This is a genomic window from Pantoea sp. JV6 (genome assembly GCF_025910055.1).
Taxonomy (GTDB): domain Bacteria; phylum Pseudomonadota; class Gammaproteobacteria; order Enterobacterales; family Enterobacteriaceae; genus Pantoea; species Pantoea agglomerans.
Map to the genome: position 1 here is coordinate 351,785 of NZ_JAPCIM010000012.1, position 16,085 is coordinate 367,869.

15 protein-coding genes are annotated in these 16,085 nt (G+C 60.7%); 6 read left to right on the forward strand and 9 right to left on the reverse strand.

The genetic code is table 11. The features are described 5' to 3' along the window. Nucleotides 1–4 precede the first annotated feature (4 nt). Together OK412_RS11925 and OK412_RS11930 are read right to left on the reverse strand one after the other, a co-directional pair. The gene (locus OK412_RS11925) at nt 5–724 is read right to left on the reverse strand and encodes an ABC transporter permease (RefSeq protein ID WP_010254310.1); all 720 of its coding nucleotides are present in this window, start codon (nt 722–724) and stop codon (nt 5–7) included. 12 nt (nt 725–736) lie between these two features. Next, the gene (locus tag OK412_RS11930; protein WP_264353200.1) at nt 737–1,585 is read right to left on the reverse strand and encodes a transporter substrate-binding domain-containing protein; all 849 of its coding nucleotides are present in this window, start codon (nt 1,583–1,585) and stop codon (nt 737–739) included. A gap of 194 nt (nt 1,586–1,779) precedes the next feature. Here OK412_RS11930 and OK412_RS11935 point away from each other — a divergent pair, with 194 nt between their 5' ends. Then, nucleotides 1,780–1,914: a hypothetical protein gene (locus OK412_RS11935; protein WP_264353201.1), complete on the forward strand. Its 135-nt coding sequence runs from the start codon at nt 1,780–1,782 to the stop codon at nt 1,912–1,914. Here OK412_RS11935 and hutG read toward each other — a convergent pair. Next, entirely contained in the window at nt 1,901–2,692 is a 792-nt protein-coding gene (gene hutG, locus OK412_RS11940; RefSeq protein ID WP_245116773.1) for an N-formylglutamate deformylase, read from the reverse strand. The two genes, OK412_RS11935 and hutG, sit on opposite strands and share 14 nt — an antisense overlap. Further along, nucleotides 2,689–3,906 (reverse strand): imidazolonepropionase, encoded by a 1,218-nt coding sequence (hutI, locus tag OK412_RS11945; RefSeq protein ID WP_031293039.1) that lies wholly within the window; start codon nt 3,904–3,906, stop codon nt 2,689–2,691. The genes hutG and hutI overlap by 4 nt, the downstream gene beginning before the upstream one ends. Before the next feature lie 81 nt (nt 3,907–3,987). On the opposite strand from hutI, the gene OK412_RS11950 reads away from it, so the two are divergent. Continuing rightward, on the forward strand, nt 3,988–5,343 hold the full coding sequence (locus tag OK412_RS11950) for a formimidoylglutamate deiminase (RefSeq protein WP_191924742.1): 1,356 nt from the start codon (nt 3,988–3,990) through the stop codon (nt 5,341–5,343). Then, a complete protein-coding gene (locus OK412_RS11955; RefSeq protein WP_132498862.1) occupies nt 5,340–5,882 on the forward strand; it encodes a HutD family protein in 543 nt (180 codons plus the stop codon). Before OK412_RS11950 ends, OK412_RS11955 begins: the two co-directional genes overlap by 4 nt. On the opposite strand, the gene hutC is transcribed toward OK412_RS11955, so the two are convergent. Continuing rightward, a complete protein-coding gene (hutC, locus tag OK412_RS11960) occupies nt 5,866–6,621 on the reverse strand; it encodes a histidine utilization repressor (RefSeq protein ID WP_187496012.1) in 756 nt (251 codons plus the stop codon). The genes OK412_RS11955 and hutC overlap by 17 nt on opposite strands. A gap of 326 nt (nt 6,622–6,947) precedes the next feature. Between hutC and hutH the strand changes: the two genes are divergently transcribed. The 3 genes from hutH to OK412_RS11975 all read left to right on the forward strand — a co-directional run bounded on the left by hutH (nt 6,948) and on the right by OK412_RS11975 (nt 11,557). Then, on the forward strand, nt 6,948–8,498 hold the full coding sequence (gene hutH, locus OK412_RS11965) for a histidine ammonia-lyase (protein ID WP_264353202.1): 1,551 nt from the start codon (nt 6,948–6,950) through the stop codon (nt 8,496–8,498). 15 nt (nt 8,499–8,513) lie between these two features. Further along, the gene (gene hutU, locus OK412_RS11970; protein ID WP_010254290.1) at nt 8,514–10,199 is read left to right on the forward strand and encodes a urocanate hydratase; all 1,686 of its coding nucleotides are present in this window, start codon (nt 8,514–8,516) and stop codon (nt 10,197–10,199) included. Nucleotides 10,200–10,399: 200 nt separating this feature from the next. Then, nucleotides 10,400–11,557, forward strand: a complete 1,158-nt coding sequence (locus OK412_RS11975) for a M20 aminoacylase family protein (RefSeq protein WP_010254287.1) — start codon at nt 10,400–10,402, stop codon at nt 11,555–11,557. A gap of 1 nt (nt 11,558) precedes the next feature. On the opposite strand, the gene ybiB is transcribed toward OK412_RS11975, so the two are convergent. The 4 genes from ybiB to OK412_RS11995 form a co-directional block, all read right to left on the reverse strand. Further along, nucleotides 11,559–12,527, reverse strand: coding sequence for a DNA-binding protein YbiB (gene ybiB, locus OK412_RS11980; RefSeq protein WP_122458992.1), 969 nt, complete (start codon nt 12,525–12,527; stop codon nt 11,559–11,561). Between the two features lie 26 nt (nt 12,528–12,553). Beyond that, complete coding sequence (dinG, locus tag OK412_RS11985; RefSeq protein WP_264353203.1) at nt 12,554–14,722, reverse strand: ATP-dependent DNA helicase DinG; 2,169 nt, start codon at nt 14,720–14,722, stop codon at nt 12,554–12,556. Nucleotides 14,723–14,913: 191 nt separating this feature from the next. Further along, complete coding sequence (locus OK412_RS11990) at nt 14,914–15,432, reverse strand: GNAT family N-acetyltransferase (protein ID WP_122458994.1); 519 nt, start codon at nt 15,430–15,432, stop codon at nt 14,914–14,916. Next, nucleotides 15,429–15,992 carry an XRE family transcriptional regulator gene (locus tag OK412_RS11995; protein ID WP_264353204.1) on the reverse strand — a complete coding sequence of 188 codons (564 nt, stop codon included), beginning with the start codon at nt 15,990–15,992 and terminating at the stop codon, nt 15,429–15,431. Before OK412_RS11995 ends, OK412_RS11990 begins: the two co-directional genes overlap by 4 nt. Nucleotides 15,993–16,085 lie beyond the last annotated feature (93 nt).

Consider the following 16,085-nt stretch of genomic DNA (forward strand, 5'->3'; position numbering starts at 1 on the left):
CTCCTTAATGCTGTGCAGCGGTGCGGCTTTGCCAGGCGCGACCAAGACGGGATTCAGCCCGCAGAAAGGCGCGGTTCGACAGCAGCGTCAGCAGCAGATAACAGGCACCGCCCACCAGGTAAAAGGAGAAGTAATCACGGGTGGAGCCGGCCGCAATCTGGCTGGCCCGCATCAGCTCGACAATGCCGGTCACTGACACCAGCGCCGAGTCTTTCAGGCTCATCTGCCAGACGTTTGACAGGCCGGGCAGCGCATAGCGCGCCACCTGCGGCAGCAGGATGCGTTGCCGGATGCGCCAGCGCGGCATACCAATAGCGACAGCGGCTTCGATCTCCCCTTTCGCCAGGGCCAGCCGTGCGGCACGATAGACTTCCGCCTGGTAAGAGCCGGAGATAAGCCCGATGGCCAGCGCCCCGATCAGAAACGGCGGCGCTTCGATAAACCCGTCCGCGCCAAACAGTTGTCCGATCTGCGTGATCAATCCCGATCCGCCGAAGTAGAACAGGTAGATCACCAGCAGCTCAGGGATGCCACGAAAGATCACCGAGTAGCCTTCCCCTGCCCAGCGCACCGCGCGGTGCGGGGATAACTTTGCAGCGGCAACGCCCGATCCCACTACCGCACCGACCAGCAGCGCGGCAAATGAGAGCAGCAACGTCGTCAGCGTGGCACTCAGAATCAACCGTCCCCAGCCCTCCGGGCCAAAACTCAGCAGGCTTATCATCAGTTACCTCACTCAGGGTGTGACGTCAGTTTTGAACCACTTCTCGCTCAGCTTTTTCACTGTGCCATCGGCCAGCGCGGCTTTGATCGCCTGATCCAGCCGGGCTTTCAGATCGTTGTCTGCCATGCGCACGCCCATCGCCTCGCCCTCACCCCAGATTGGGCCGCCCAGCTGCGGACCGCTAAAGCTGAGGTTACGGTTATCCGGTCGCGCCAGCATCGACTGCGCAAAGGTCACATCGTCAAACACCGCGTCAATACGCCCCGCCTGCAAATCAAGGATCGCATCGGCTGAGCTGGTGTATTCCCGCACATCCGCCACCTCTTTGAAGTACTTGTCGATAAACGGCGTGTAGACGGTGCCGGAGGCGATACCGATGGTTTTGCCCTTCAGCGCCGCTTTCAGGGGTGCGATGGCAGGCTCCACGGTTTTCTCATCGTCGGTAAGTTTGATGATCTTATTGTCGGCAGGCATCAACGACCCTTTCACCGTGATGAAGGTGGCGGGCGTTGAGGCGTAGGGCACGGTGAAATTGATCACTTTCTTGCGCTCGGGGGTGATCACAATTGCATCCATGATCACGTCATATTTTCCGGCATTCAGACCGGCGATCATTCCATCCCAGTTCTGCACCACCAGCTTGCACTGTATTGCCATACGCTGGCAGAGATCGGCCATCAGCTCCGGTTCAAAACCGCCCAGCTTGCCGCCTGGCAGGGTGAGGTTCCAGGGTTCATAACTGCCTTCGGTGGCAATGGTGATCGACTTCCACTCTTTGGCCTGGGCGCTGACGCCACAGAGCAGCAGGCTGGAAACCAGCGTAGTGAGACATAAACGACGAAGAGTCAGAGGGTGCGTCATACGGTTCTCCTGAAAGTAGCGGCCTGGTGATCGCCCTGACGAGATTTAACATAAATTTCACAGGATGATATGTCATGTATATACAAGTTAACGCAGCACAGTTCATTGCCGGCTTTATCGTTTTGTGAGCCAGACAGAATTTATTACGCAGATGGCGGTGCTGCTGCACTTGTACATACAACCAAGCAAAGGTTATGCCAGCTCTGCAGAGGTGGAAAAAAGCGGCGGGAGTCTGTGAGCTGGCAGGCGACCTGCCCGCCGCTGCACTTAATCAGGGCAGCGATGCACCGGAGTGGCGCATCGCTCTGGTGAGTTTTATTGCGATTTAGCCTGCGCCAGCATGGCGTGGATCAGTGCCTTCAGCACGTTCTGCAACCGGGCGGCACGCGCCTGCTGCCAGGCGTAAGGTGGGGTTTCATCCATGTAGTTGAGCTGCGCCAGCTCCAGCTGGACCGCCTCAATTTGCTGCTGCGGCTGACCGTAGGCACGGGTGATGTAACCGCCTTTAAAGCGCCCGTTAATCACCCAGCTGTAGTCGTTCTGCGCCGCGCACACGGCCTCCAGCGCCGCACTCATTGCTGGCGTGCAGCTTGCGCCGTCGTTGGTGCCGATGTTGATATCGGGCAGACGGCCGTCAAACAGGCGGGGAATTTCACTGGCGATAGAGTGGGCGTCAAACAGCAGCGCATAGCCATGCTGCGCTTTGAGCCGCGCCAGCTCCTGTTGAATCTGCTGATGATAGGGCTGCCAGATCTGATCGATGTAGCCCTGACGCGCCGTGTCGTCGGGTGTTTTGCCTGCCGCAAAGGTCGGTGTGCCGTCGAACAGGGTTTCCGGGAACAGGCCGGTGGTGGCGCTGGTGTAGAGCGGCTGGTTATCGGGCGGGCGATTGAGATCGACCACAAAGCGGGAGTAGCGGCCGATTAACACGCTGGCTCCGAGATCACGCACAAAATCATACAGCAGGGGAATATGCCAGTCGGTGTCGGGTAAGCCGCGCGCGGCCTCACTCAATCCGGCTTCCACGTCGGGCGTCAGCTCGGTACCGGCGTGGGGAATGCTGACCAGCAGCGGCAGACTGCCCTGGGTAAAATGGAAAGGGTTCATTGCGGTTCTCCACGATAGATAACGGTACAGGGCAGTTCACCACCCAGCCAGTAAACCAGTTCTGCCGGACGGGCCAGCGGCCAGTGAACGAAGTTCGCCACTTTTCCCGCCTCCAGCGAGCCGTGACTGTCAGCCAGCCCCAGCGCTTTTGCCCCCCACAGCGTGACGCCCGCCAGCGCCTCTTCCGGCGTCATGCCAAACAGGGTACAGCCCATATTAAGCATCAGACGCAGCGACAGCGCAGGCGAGGTGCCGGGATTGGCATCGCTGGCCAGCGCCATCGGCACGCCATAGCGCCGGAAGAGATCCACCGGCGGACGTTGGGTCTCCCGCAGCAGATAAAATGCACCAGGCAGCAGTACCGCCACGGTGCCATGCTGTGCCATCGCTCTGGCATCCTCCTCGGTGGCATATTCAAGGTGGTCGGCAGAGAGCGCCCCATAGCGCGCCGCCAGTGCTGCGCCACCTGACGCCGAGAGCTGCTCCGCATGCAGTTTCACCGGCATGCCAAGCGCCACTGCCCGATCAAACACCCGCGCCACCTGCTGCGGTGAAAAGGCGAGATGCTCGCAGAACGCATCCACCGCATCCGCCAGTCCCAGTGCCTGCACCTGCGGCAGCAGCCGTTCGCAGATGATATCGACCCAGCCATCCGGGTCGTGCTTAAACTCCGGCGGAAAAGCATGTGCCGCCAGACAGGTGGCGCGCACGTCAGCAGCTACGCTCTCTCCCAGCTGGCGAATCGCCCGCAGCATCCGCAGTTCGCTCTCTTCATCCAGGCCATAGCCGGACTTGATCTCCACGGTGGTGACGCCCTCAGCCAGCAAGCGGTTAAGCCGCCAGCGAGCCGATGCCACCAGTTCCTCTTCAGTGGCGGCGCGGGTAGCGCGCACGGTTGAGAGGATGCCACCGCCCTGCGCGGCAATCTCTGCATAGCTGACGCCATTCAGGCGCTGTTCAAACTCCTGGCTGCGGTCGCCGCCAAACACCAGATGGGTATGACAATCCACCAGCCCCGGGGTCACGATGCCGCCCGGCAGATGATGATGCTGATCGGCGACGAACGCGGGCATCTCCGCCTGCGGCCCGACCCACACCAGCCTGCCCGCCCGCACCACCAGCGCCCCCTGCGGGATAAGATGGTACTTTCCGTCACGCATGGTGACCAGGTCAGCCCCGGTCCACACCGTCTCTACGCGCATCTCTTCTGCCATCGCTGCCTCATGCCTCCGCCGTTTACACTGTGCCTCAAAGTATGTATATGTATATACAACCACATCCGATGAGGATCAACCATGGCGACTTTTTTTGCCTCGCGTGCGCTGCTGGCGGAGGGCTGGCAGCAGCAGGTGCGTATCACGGTCAATCAGGCCGGTTTTATCGACTCCATTACTCCGGATAGCCACGCTGATCAGGCTATCCGGCTCAACGGCGAGGTGATCCCGGCAATCGCCAACCTGCACTCGCACGCCTTCCAGCGTGCTATGGCGGGTCTGGCTGAAGTGGCGGGCGATCCTCAGGACAGTTTCTGGACGTGGCGGGATCTGATGTACCGCATGGTGCAGCGCCTGACGCCGCAACAGGTGGGCGATATTGCCGCCCTGCTCTACATCGAGATGCTGAAAGGCGGCTACACCCAGGTGGCAGAGTTTCACTACCTGCACCACGACACACAGGGTGCGCCCTACAGTGATGATGCGATGCTGCAACAGCTGATTGAAGCGGCGGAGATCGCCGGTATCGGCCAGACGCTGCTGCCGGTGCTCTACAGCTACAGCGGCTTCGGCAGCCAGCCAGCGTCGGCGGGTCAGAAGCGTTTTATCCAGCAGACCGACCGCTATCTGCAACAGCAGGCGCGGCTTGATACGTGGCAGCAGCAAAGGCCACTGCTGAACCGTGGCCTCTGTTTCCATTCACTGCGGGCGGTGAGTGAAAGCCAGATGCAGGACGTGCTGGCGGCCAGTGATCCGACGCTGCCGGTACATATCCATGTGGCTGAACAGCAGAAAGAGGTGAATGACTCGCTGGCGTGGAGCGGCGAGCGTCCGGTGGCCTGGCTGCTGAACCGCTTTGAGGTGGATGCGCGCTGGTGCCTGATCCACGCCACCCATCTGGATGAGAGTGAGCTGGCGCGTCTTGCCCGCAGTGGCGCAGTGGCGGGTCTCTGCCCGACCACCGAAGCCAACCTCGGTGACGGCATCTTTCCGGCAGTGGAGTACATCGCGCAGGGCGGACGCTGGGGCATCGGCTCTGACAGTCACGTTTCGCTGAGCGCCCAGGAGGAGCTGCGCTGGCTGGAGTATGCTCAGCGACTGCGCGACCAGCGCCGCAACCGGATTACCCTGCCCGGCCAGCCGTCGGTAGGCGATCTGCTGTGGCAACAGGCAGCAGCAGGCGGTGCGCAGGCGTGTGGCATTCAGCAGGGCACGCTGGCGGTGGGACAACGTGCCGACTGGCTGGTGCTGCGGGATGAGGCGTGGCTCGGCAGCGTCGGGTCGCACGCCGTCCTCAACCGCTGGCTCTTTGCCGGGCAGCGCGATCAGATTCGGGACGTTTATGTGGCGGGTAAAGCCGTGGTAGAAGATGGGGTGCATCCGCACCAGACGGCGTGTGCCGCCCGCTTTGCTCAGGCGATGGAGGCGCTGCGATGATCGCCCGGTTCACGTACGCGGAGCTGGCGGTCAGCCGCTGGCGCAACGGCGGCGGCGAAACCCGCGAAATCATCAGTTTTCCGCCCGGCGCGGAGCGCTTCGGCTGGCGCGCCAGCATTGCGACGCTGGCGCAGGATGGTCCCTTCTCAGCCTTTCCTGACATTGATCGGGTGATTACCCTGCTGCATGGCGATCCGGTGTTGCTGACCGCGCCGGGCGTGCAGCACTTACTGACGCCTCAGCAGCCCTGGGCGTTTGCCGGCGAACTCGCCTTAACGGCAAAGCTGCAGGGCAGCGTCAGCGAAGATTTTAATATTATGACGCGGCGCGGGGAATGGCAGGCAGCGGTGGAGGTGGTGACCACGCCAGTCAGCACTCTGCATGGCGTCGCCTGGGTGCTGGCTGGCGCCTGGCAGACGGCTGCCGGGGAACGGCTGACTGCGCAGCAGGGCGCGTGGTGGGTCGATGAAGAAACAGCATTCAGCCCGTGCGATACCGATGCCCGGCTGCTGTTTACCCGTCTTAACCGTGTCCCCTGAAGCGGCCCAGTAGTTTGTAACGTGAGCCGGGATAGAGCAGCCGCGCATAGGTCACGATTTTAGTGTCGCTCCAGGTCTGACGGCGAATCAGCAGGCAGGGTTCGTGCTCATCCACCGACAGATGTTTACGCTGACGCGCATCGGGCAACACCGCTTCAACAATGTGCTCGCCCGCCGTCAGCGGCGCGACGCGCATCAGATAGGTGTAAGGCGTCATCTGCTGATAATCCTGCGTCAGGTAATCGGGTGCGACCAGCGGATTGACCAGACGGTCCTCCAGCTGCACCGGCAGATCATTTTCGTAATGCACAATCAGCGAATGATAGAGCGTCTGCCCGGTGGTCAGTCCCAGCACCGCCGCCTGCTCAGGATCGGCTTTGTCCTGGCCGAAGGCGAGAATTTTGCAGCTGTGCTGATGGCCGCGCTGAGCGATCTCATCGGCGATGTTATGCACCTCCAGCATGGCGGTGTAGCCTTTCATCTCCGCCACGAAGGTTCCGACGCCCTGCATCCGCACCAGAAAGCCTTCGCTGGTGAGTTCACGCAGCGCCCGGTTAATGGTCATGCGGCTGACGCCCAGTTCATTAACCAGTTCACTTTCTGATGGCACACGCTGATTCGCTTTCCACAACCCTTCACGGATCTGGCTGACGATGGCCTGCTTCACCCGCTGATAAATCGGGGCAGGCTCATCGCTCATTGCCGCCGCCAGTTGTGCCAGTGCCGTATGCTCAACCATTTGCTGTTCCTTATGCTGAAAGTCCCCTAAGTTTACTGTCTCACCGTGTGAATGTATATACATCCAGTACGCTGCGCGGTGCCCCAATGGTGCAGCCTGCGCATCCTGATGGTGCAGCCTCTGAGTAGCGCTAAATAGTCAACCCGCAGCGGACGGGCAATCGATTTTTGTGATCGGCCTGGCACGGCACTTGCTTGCTCCCTTTGATTGTATAGACAAGCATAGACAAGAATTAACGCTTATGTTTCACTCGTATTATTCCGCTGGATCAGGGCAAGGAGAGCAGTTTAGCCACACCAGCACACTTGTATAGACAGGAGTAAACTATGTCAGGTTCGTTTCAGGTTTTGCGCCTGGTGCCAGGCGAGGTGGACCTCGCCACATTACGCGCTATCTATCAGGGCAACGTCACGCTGACGCTTGATGAGCCCGCGCGTCAGGCAATTGCGGCGGCGCAGCAGACCGTGGATGCGATTGTCGCCTCTGGCAACGTGGTATATGGCATTAATACCGGCTTCGGCAAGCTGGCGCAGACGCAAATCCCGGCCAGTCGGCTGGCGGATCTGCAGCGTAATCTGGTGCTGTCACACAGTGTCGGGCTGGGCGATCTGCTGCCCGACAATGTTACCCGCCTGGTGGTCGCCACCAAAATCATCAGCCTGGCACGCGGTCACTCTGGCGTGCGAATCGAACTGGTTGAGGCGCTGCTGGCGCTGTTCAATGCGGGTGTCATGCCCTGCATCCCGGAAAAAGGCTCGGTCGGTGCCTCCGGCGATCTGGCGCCGCTGGCGCACATGTCCCTGATGCTGCTGGGCGAAGGTCAGGTCCGGCTCAGGGGTGAGTTGATCCCGGCAACCGAAGGCCTGGCAAGCGTAGGTCTGTCGCCGTTTGTACTCGGCCCGAAAGAGGGACTGGCGCTGCTTAACGGCACCCAGGTCTCAACTGCGCTGGCGCTGCGCGGCCTGTTTGAGGGTGAAAACCTGTTTGCCGCTGGTCTGATGGCCGGTGCGCTGTCGCTGGAGGCGATTAAAGGCTCGCTAAAACCGTTCGACGCCCGTATCCATCAGGCGCGCGGCCAGCATGGTCAGATTGCCGTCGCCGCTGCCGTCAGCACCCTGATTGAGGGCAGTGAAATAGTGATGTCGCATACGCATTGCGGCCGCGTTCAGGATCCCTACTCCATCCGCTGCGTGCCACAGGTGATGGGTGCCTGCCTGGACAACTTCAGCCACGCGGCGCGAATTCTGGAAATCGAAGCGAACGCGGCCTCTGACAACCCGCTGGTGTTCAGCGACAGCGGCGATGTGATCTCCGGCGGCAACTTCCACGCCGAGCCGGTGGCTTTTGCTGCGGACATCCTGGCGCTGGCGATTGCCGAAGTCGGGGCCATCTCCGAGCGGCGGCTGGCGCTGCTGCTGGACAGCGGCTTGTCGGGTCTGCCGCCCTTCCTGGTGCGCGACGGCGGCGTAAACTCCGGCTTTATGATCGCCCAGGTGACCGCCGCAGCCCTGGCCTCTGAGAACAAATCGCTGGCCCATCCGGGCAGCGTCGACAGCCTGCCGACCTCCGCTAATCAGGAAGATCACGTCTCGATGGCGACCTACGCCGCCCGCCGTCTCGGCAGCATGTGCTTTAACAGCGCCGCAGTCGTGGGCATTGAGGCGATGGCCGCCGCACAGGGCATTGAATTCAACCGGCCGCTGAAAAGCTCTGCGCTGATTGAGCAGGCCATCGACACCATTCGCGAGCAGGTCGCCTTCCTTGAGGAGGATCGCCTGCTGGCTCCCAATATCGAGGCAATGCGTCAGTGGGCAAGTCGCACTGACTGGCCTCAGGCATTGACTGCGCTGCTGCCGAGCATGCGCCCAACTTCTTGAATTAAGGAATCTTTCATGAGCGAAACTCTTTCTCAGGCTGTGGCACGTGAAATTCGCGCGCCTCACGGTACCACGCTGCACTGCGCCAACTGGCTGATTGAAGCCGCTTACCGCATGATTCAGAACAACCTCGATCCCGATGTTGCCGAGCGGCCGGAAGATCTGGTGGTTTATGGCGGCATCGGTAAGGCGGCGCGTAACTGGGAGTGCTTCGAGCAGATCCTGCGTTCGCTGCGGGCACTGCAGCCGGATGAAACCCTGCTGATCCAGAGCGGCAAGCCGGTCGGCATCTTCCGCACCCATGCGGATGCACCCCGCGTACTGCTGGCAAACTCCAATCTGGTGCCGCACTGGGCGACCTGGGATCACTTCCATGAGCTGGATAAAGCGGGCCTGATGATGTATGGCCAGATGACCGCCGGTTCCTGGATCTATATCGGCGCGCAGGGCATCGTGCAGGGCACCTACGAAACCTTCGTGGAAGCGGGACGTCAGCACTACAACAACGACCTCAGCGGACGCTGGATCCTCACCGCCGGACTGGGCGGCATGGGCGGCGCACAACCGCTGGCGGGCGTTCTGGCCGGGGCCTGTGTGCTGGCGATTGAGTGTCAGGAGTCGCGCATCGATTTCCGCCTGCGTACCCGCTATGTAGATTACAAAGCCACCACGCTGGATGAAGCGCTGGCGTTAATCAGCGAAGCGACCGCGGCGAAAAAAGCGATTTCGGTCGGGCTGCTGGGCAATGCCGCCGAGATCCTGCCGGAGCTGGTGAAACGCGCCCGGGCGGGCGGGCCAAAACCGGATATCGTGACCGATCAGACCTCGGCACACGATCCAATTAATGGCTATCTGCCGGCTGGCTGGGATCTGGCGCGCTGGCAGCAGGAACGCGTCTCACAGCCGAAGGCAGTGGAGAAAGCGGCGCGTGCATCAATGGCGGTCCACGTGCAGGCGATGCTCGACTTCTGTCATATGGGCATCCCGACCGTGGATTACGGCAACAATATCCGTCAGGTAGCGCTGGATGAGGGTGTCAGCAACGCCTTCGATTTCCCTGGCTTTGTACCGGCCTACATCCGTCCGCTGTTCTGCGAAGGAAAAGGCCCGTTCCGCTGGGTGGCGCTGTCCGGCGATCCGGAAGATATCTACAAGACCGACGCAAAACTCAAAGAACTCTTCCCGCATCACAAAACGCTGCATCGCTGGCTGGATATGGCGCAGGAGCGCATCGCCTTCCAGGGACTACCAGCACGTATCTGCTGGCTGGGACTGGGCGAACGGCATCTTGCCGGTCTGGCGTTCAATGAAATGGTGCGCAACGGCGAGCTGAAAGCGCCGGTGGTGATTGGCCGCGACCATCTCGACTGCGGCTCGGTTGCCTCACCTAACCGTGAAACCGAAGCGATGAAGGATGGCTCGGATGCGATCTCAGACTGGCCGCTACTTAACGCGCTGCTGAATACCGCAGGCGGTGCGACCTGGGTCAGCCTGCATCATGGCGGCGGTGTTGGCATGGGCTTCTCGCAGCACGCCGGTATGGTGATTGTCTGTGACGGCAGCAAAGAGGCGGATGCGCGTCTGGGTCGGGTATTGTGGAATGACCCGGCCACCGGCGTGATGCGTCATGCCGACGCGGGTTATGAGCTGGCACAAAGTTGCGCGGCAGAGCATGACCTGAATCTGCCGATGCAGAAGTAATACGCTGAACGGGGCGGGCAGCGGCTTGCCCCGTTTTCTTCGCATTTTTCCCTTCTGAAGCCCTGCCCGGACATCACTTCCTTATTACTTATTCCATTTTGATTTAGCCTATAGCCAGATTTCGTCCTGCCGGCGATAGACGCAGCGCCACCCGACCTCTAAAGTGAAATCTTCTCATTCTGTATGGAGCGCGACTCTGCATGACCCTTTCCCCTGCCCTGCTTGAAGATGCCCTGCGCTGGCGCCGTGAGTTTCATCGCCACCCCGAATTAGGTTACCAGGAACAGCAAACCAGCCAGTTTATCGCTGATGAGTTAGAGCGGGCGGGATTGCAGGTGTTTCGTGGTCTGGCGGGCACCGGCGTGATCGGCACGCTGGAAAACGGTCCCGGCCCGGTTATCGGGCTGCGTGCGGATATGGATGCGCTGCCGATTACGGAAAAAGGCGACACTGAATGGCGCTCCGCCACTCCTGGCGTGATGCACGCCTGCGGGCACGACGGTCACAGCGCCATTCTGCTGGCCGCCGCCCGACAGCTGGCCGCCACACGCCAGTTCAGCGGCACGGTACATTTCATTTTTCAGCCTGCCGAAGAGAACCTGGGCGGTGCGCGCAAAATGGTGGAAGAGGGACTGTTCCAGCGCTTCCCGATGGATGCGATCTATGCGATGCACAACTGGCCGGGCCTGCCGCTGGGGTCACTGGCGGTTAACCCTGGCGCCATGATGGCGTCGCTGGATTCGTTTGAGATTACCCTGCACGGCAAAAGCTGCCACGCGGCGATGCCGGAAAGCGGTGCCGATCCAATGGTGGTAGCGGCTGAGCTGATTCTGGCGCTGCAGACGATTCCGTCACGTCGCCTCTCGCCGCTCGCCTCGGCGGTGGTCAGCGTGACGCAGATCCACGGTGGCGAAGCGATCAACGTGATCCCGGAACAGATTGTGCTGCGCGGCACGGTGCGCTGCCTGCAGACCAGCGTGCGCGAAAAAGTACGCGGGCTGATTGATGAGTTTGTCGCTACCCTGCCACGTCCGTTTGGCGTCAGCGGTGAGATTGAGTGGTTACCGGGCTATCCGGTGACCGCCAACCATGCGGCCCCGGCTGAGCAGGTACGCGAGGTGGCGCTGGCGACGCTGGGGGCCGAACAGGTTCAGTGGCAGGTTAATCCGTCGATGGCGTCTGAAGATTTTGCCTGCATGATGGAGGCCTGTCCGGGTGCTTACTTCTGGCTGGGCGCGGATGGCGACACGCCTTCCGCCCCGCTGCACAACGCCCGCTATGACTTCAACGACGCGCTGTTGCCAATTGGCATTACTTTCTGGCAGAACCTGGTTGAACAGGCGCTGCCAGCAGCCTGAGTCAGTAACCGGCGGCGAGGATCTGCTGCTCTGCCGCCGCCAGAGAGTCGCACTGGCCGCTGGCGCGCAGGCAGCAGGCGAGCTGCAGTCGCAGTGATGCGGGCACCGGCCGCTGCTGATTCAGCACCTGCTCAATCCAGCGCGCGGTTACCTCTGCCGTCTTATCGGCCGGCAGTTCAACGGCCACTTCGGGCTGACGCTCAACCCACACTTCCGCTTCTGCGCCTGCGCCCTGAATCATGCTGATCGCCGGGCAGCGCTGTGGATTGGCATAGACTTCCCCTTCGGTGCCATTGAGCAGTATCGCAGGCGCATCGATGTCACTGAAGAATTTCGCCACACGCGGCACATACTCCGGATGCGACACGCTCGACAGCCGCAGCGCCGCACGTTCGGCAAACGGGGTCGCCAGTTTTGCCAGCGTATGCGCGCTGTTACGCACGCCCATTCGCCAGCGCAGCGACAGCTGTTTCGCCATTGGCGGGCAGAGATGATCGATGGTGATAAAGGCGAGTTCGCCCTGATCGAGTTTTGCCTGCGCCGCCTCTGCGGTGGTGACGGGGGTAATACCCAGCGCGGCAAACACCGCTTCACTGGTGATGCGCGTCGCGTCGTCGCTGACGCCATGCACCAGCACCGGGAAGCCGAGTTTCACCAGCAGCAGCGCCAGCAACGGCGTGAGATTGCCCTGCCGACGCGCACCGTTGTAGCTGGGGATCACAATCGGCATCGGGCGGTTTTCCGGCGCCTGCAGTTGCATCATCTGCGCCTGCATCGCCTGATAAAAGCCGCGCATTTCCGCTTCGCCTTCGCCTTTAATACGCAGCGCAATCAGAATGCCGCCCAGCTCCAGGTCCGGCACCTCGCCCGCCAGCATCGCGCCATAAAGCGCCACGGCAGTATCAAAGTCGATATCGCGGGCATGATTTTTACCGCGACCAATCTCTTTAATGATTTTATTCAGTTCCATCACTCGCTTCCGGTTAAGTGCGCGGCTCAGCGCCGCGTGGGACGTCGTTTACGCACCGTATTTTTTGGCACCACGGTGGCCGGTATCGCTGCCGGCTCTGGCGTTTCCGGCTGCTCAATCGGGAAGATCGGCAGCGCCGCTAACAGCCGGCTGCCATAGGATTTGCTCAGCAGACGGCGGTCGTAAATCACGATTTCGCCATAACATTGATGGCTGCGAATCAGGCGTCCGACCTGTTGAATCAGGGTAAAAGAGGCGCTGGGTAAGCTCTGCACCTCAAACGGATAGCGTTTCAGGCTTTTCAGCCACTCGCCTTCGGTCAAAATTACCGGACTGTCTACCGGGGGAAAAGCGATTTTATGGATATGCACCTGACTCAGCAGATCGCCTTTGAGATCCAGCCCTTCGGCAAACGACTGCAGGCCAATCAGGATGCTGGTTTCCCCTTTGGCGACGCGCTGACGATGCAGATCGACCAGGCGGCTGCGAGGCTGATCGCCCTGAACCAGCATTGAGAGGCGCAGGTCGGGCAGACAGGCGACAAACTGCTGCATCGCCCGGTTGCTGGCAAACAGCACCAGCACGCCTTTGTGCTTTTTCTCCGCCATCTGCTGCCGGAAGAAACCGGCCATCTCCGCGATATGCTCCGCTTCGTGCGTCATCAGCGGCTCATAGCGCATCTGCGGGATCACCAGCTTGCCCTGCTCCACGTGGTTAAACGGGGAGTCCAGCGCCACAAAGCGGTCGCCCGCCTTCTCGCTGAGTCCCGACATCTCCTGCAGGCGGTTGAAACTGTTAAGCGATCGCAGCGTGGCGGAGGTCACGACCACGTGCGGAATTTTACGCCACAGCATCTTCTCCAGCTGGTCGCTGACGCGGATGCCGGCGCAGTGAAACAGCAGGTGCGCCTGACCTTCGCGCAGCTCGCGGGTGATCCACTTCGATACCGGCGCGCCAGAGGCTTTTTCCATCGCCGCCAACCGCCACAGTTTGCTGACCGATTCGAACCAGCCAAACTGGCGATTGAGCTGCAGCAGATTGCGATGCAGTCGCACCACATCCACTTTACCTGTCTGCTCGCTCAGCGCATTAATCAAACCTTCACTCAGGCCGCGCAGCACATCGCTGAGCTTAAAGAGCCGGGCGCAGAGATCCAGCAACTCCTGGGGCAACGCCCCCAGCACAAAGCGGAATTCGCCCGGCTGATTATGCGGTGGCAGCAGCGGATTCAGCGCCTGAGCGGTAATCGTCAGCAGTTCACGCAGCTCATCGCAGTGCGCTTTCAGCCGCTCCGGGTTAGCCAGCGGCGGCGGTGATTTTGGCCGCATCTGCGTCATGATGCTCTCTACCAGCTTGATAAAGAGGTCAAGCTGCAGGCTGCTCCAGCCCGGCGTGATGTCGGCGCTCATCTCCAGCGCATCGCGGGCCACTTCCGGCAGGTGATGCCCTTCATCCAGCACCAGCATCAGGTTTTTAGCCGGTGGCAGCACCGACTCATTCTCCATTGCTGCCATGACCAGCGCATGGTTCGCCACCACTACATCGACCTGCTCGATCTCGCGCCGCGCCACAAAGAACGGGCATTCACGATACCAGCGACAGTGTGCGCCAAGGCAGCTCGCTTTGTCGGTGGAGAGCCGCTGCCACAGGCTGTCGCTGACGTTCTCGTCGCTGTGATCGCGCAGGCCGTCCCACTGATAGCGATCCAGCGATTTCTGCAACCGGCCACACTGCGTCTGCTCCTCTTTAGTGCTGCTGACGGCGTCATCGTCCAGATAAAGCAGCAGATCGCCCTGCTCATCGTCATCGGCCGCCATCGCCGCCAGATTACGCGGACAGACATAGCGCCCGCGACCAAAGGCGGCGGTAAAAGTGAGATCGGGAATGATTTTTTTCAGCAGCGGCAGATCTTTGGTGAAGATTTGATCCTGCAGCGCCACGTTGGCGGTGCTGATCACCAGCCGCTTCTCCTGGGCGCGGCTGGCCGCGATGCCCGGGATCAGATAAGAGAGGGTTTTGCCCACGCCGGTTGGTGCTTCAACCGCCAGATGGCGCGAATCGTCACCCGCCAGACATTTCGCCACTTCGGCGATCATCTGGCGCTGCGGCGCACGCGGGATGAAATCAGGCACCTGCTGCTGAAGCGCTTTATACCATTGCGCTATCTGGCTTTTTACTGCGGCTGTCAGGGCCATGATTTGCGTTACCACACCGAAAATATGGCCTGTATTTTTACACAGTATCCTGTTGGCGTCAGCTTTCGCGCCGAATTTTTCGTGCGACGTCGTAAATTTCAGCAGTTGCCCGTTTCAGGGTCGTGCGGGCAGCCCGTCAACCCGGGCCGGGCCGGCACGAAGAAAGGCCAGCCGCATGAGGTAGCGGCTGGCTATCCCAGCACTTTGTACATATAGGTGGTGGCATCCAGCACGCCCGCGGTGGATTCGGCATAAAACGGGATCGACCCCGCTACCTGCCAGCCCAGCGAGCGATAGAGATCGCTGGCGACATCGCCGCTGCGCGTATCCAGCACCAGCAGCGTTTTGCCCTGCGCACGGGCCTGCTGCTCAGCGCGCTGCATCAGCTCACGCGCGATGCCCTGACGGCGCGCCTGCGGATGCACCAGCAGTTTGCTGATCTCCGCCCGGTGTCGGCCATTAGGCATCGCGCTGCCACTGAGAATGACCGTGCCCACGATGCGACCGTGCTGCCGCGCAACGAATAATTCGCTGTCGCCCTCTGCCAGACCGGCGATCCGCTGCTGCCAGAATCGCGTCATCACCTCTTCGTCTTCAGCATCAATAAAGCCGACGCTGGCGCCGTCTGCCACACAGGCCTGCAGCACCGCTGTAAGTTCACCCAGTTGCGGTTGCGCTTCGTCGGCGCGAAGTATTGTGTAATCGATCATGGTTTCGCCACCACCAGTAAATAGCGCGCGCCGTCAGTCAGGTGCGCCTCAAAAGCCGATTTCCCGACCAGATGAAAACGTAAGCAATCACCGGGCTTCAGCGCCCACTGCTGCGCCCCCATCGTGACGGTGAGGCCGCCCTCGCGTAGCCAGATATGCTGCTCCAGACCCTGAATGGGTGGCGCATCATAATCTATACGTGCACCAGGCCGTAATCTGCCCTCAACGAGTTCGCATCGGAAATGAAGCGCAGGAGGTGAAACATTCCGGCGAATAAATCCGCTGGATTCATCCTGCCACACGGGCTGCTGGTCATCTCTGATCAGCAGGCTGGACTCCTCCTCCACTTCACTGAGCAGGCGCGACATCGTTAATCCGTAGGCAACACACAGACGGTTAAGCAGCGCAGCAGTAGGGCTGGTCTCGCTTCGCTCAATGCGCGATAATGACGCACGACTGATGCCCGTTGCGACAGCAAGTTCATCCAGCGACCAGCCGCGTTGCAGGCGTAATTCTGCCAGCCTCACCGCCAGTCGTTGCTCCGTATTCAGCTCTGGCATGATGATTTCTCATATTTGGGAATAATTCTCTTATATGAGATATAACGGAGAAACGGCGTATCAGTCAAGTTGTACATCGAGAAATGTATTGTA

Coding starts and splice junctions, on each gene's coding strand:
- hutU (WP_010254290.1), top strand. CDS start 8,514: ATGAGCGAAACTCTTTCTCAGGCTGTGGCACGTGAAATTCGCGCGCCT.
- OK412_RS11930 (WP_264353200.1), bottom strand. CDS start 1,585: ATGACGCACCCTCTGACTCTTCGTCGTTTATGTCTCACTACGCTGGTT.
- dinG (WP_264353203.1), bottom strand. CDS start 14,722: ATGGCCCTGACAGCCGCAGTAAAAAGCCAGATAGCGCAATGGTATAAA.
- OK412_RS11975 (WP_010254287.1), top strand. CDS start 10,400: ATGACCCTTTCCCCTGCCCTGCTTGAAGATGCCCTGCGCTGGCGCCGT.
- OK412_RS11950 (WP_191924742.1), top strand. CDS start 3,988: ATGGCGACTTTTTTTGCCTCGCGTGCGCTGCTGGCGGAGGGCTGGCAG.
- ybiB (WP_122458992.1), bottom strand. CDS start 12,527: ATGGAACTGAATAAAATCATTAAAGAGATTGGTCGCGGTAAAAATCAT.
- OK412_RS11935 (WP_264353201.1), top strand. CDS start 1,780: ATGCCAGCTCTGCAGAGGTGGAAAAAAGCGGCGGGAGTCTGTGAGCTG.
- OK412_RS11955 (WP_132498862.1), top strand. CDS start 5,340: ATGATCGCCCGGTTCACGTACGCGGAGCTGGCGGTCAGCCGCTGGCGC.
- hutI (WP_031293039.1), bottom strand. CDS start 3,906: ATGGCAGAAGAGATGCGCGTAGAGACGGTGTGGACCGGGGCTGACCTG.
- OK412_RS11925 (WP_010254310.1), bottom strand. CDS start 724: ATGATAAGCCTGCTGAGTTTTGGCCCGGAGGGCTGGGGACGGTTGATT.
- hutC (WP_187496012.1), bottom strand. CDS start 6,621: ATGGTTGAGCATACGGCACTGGCACAACTGGCGGCGGCAATGAGCGAT.
- OK412_RS11995 (WP_264353204.1), bottom strand. CDS start 15,992: ATGCCAGAGCTGAATACGGAGCAACGACTGGCGGTGAGGCTGGCAGAA.
- hutG (WP_245116773.1), bottom strand. CDS start 2,692: ATGAACCCTTTCCATTTTACCCAGGGCAGTCTGCCGCTGCTGGTCAGC.
- hutH (WP_264353202.1), top strand. CDS start 6,948: ATGTCAGGTTCGTTTCAGGTTTTGCGCCTGGTGCCAGGCGAGGTGGAC.
- OK412_RS11990 (WP_122458994.1), bottom strand. CDS start 15,432: ATGATCGATTACACAATACTTCGCGCCGACGAAGCGCAACCGCAACTG.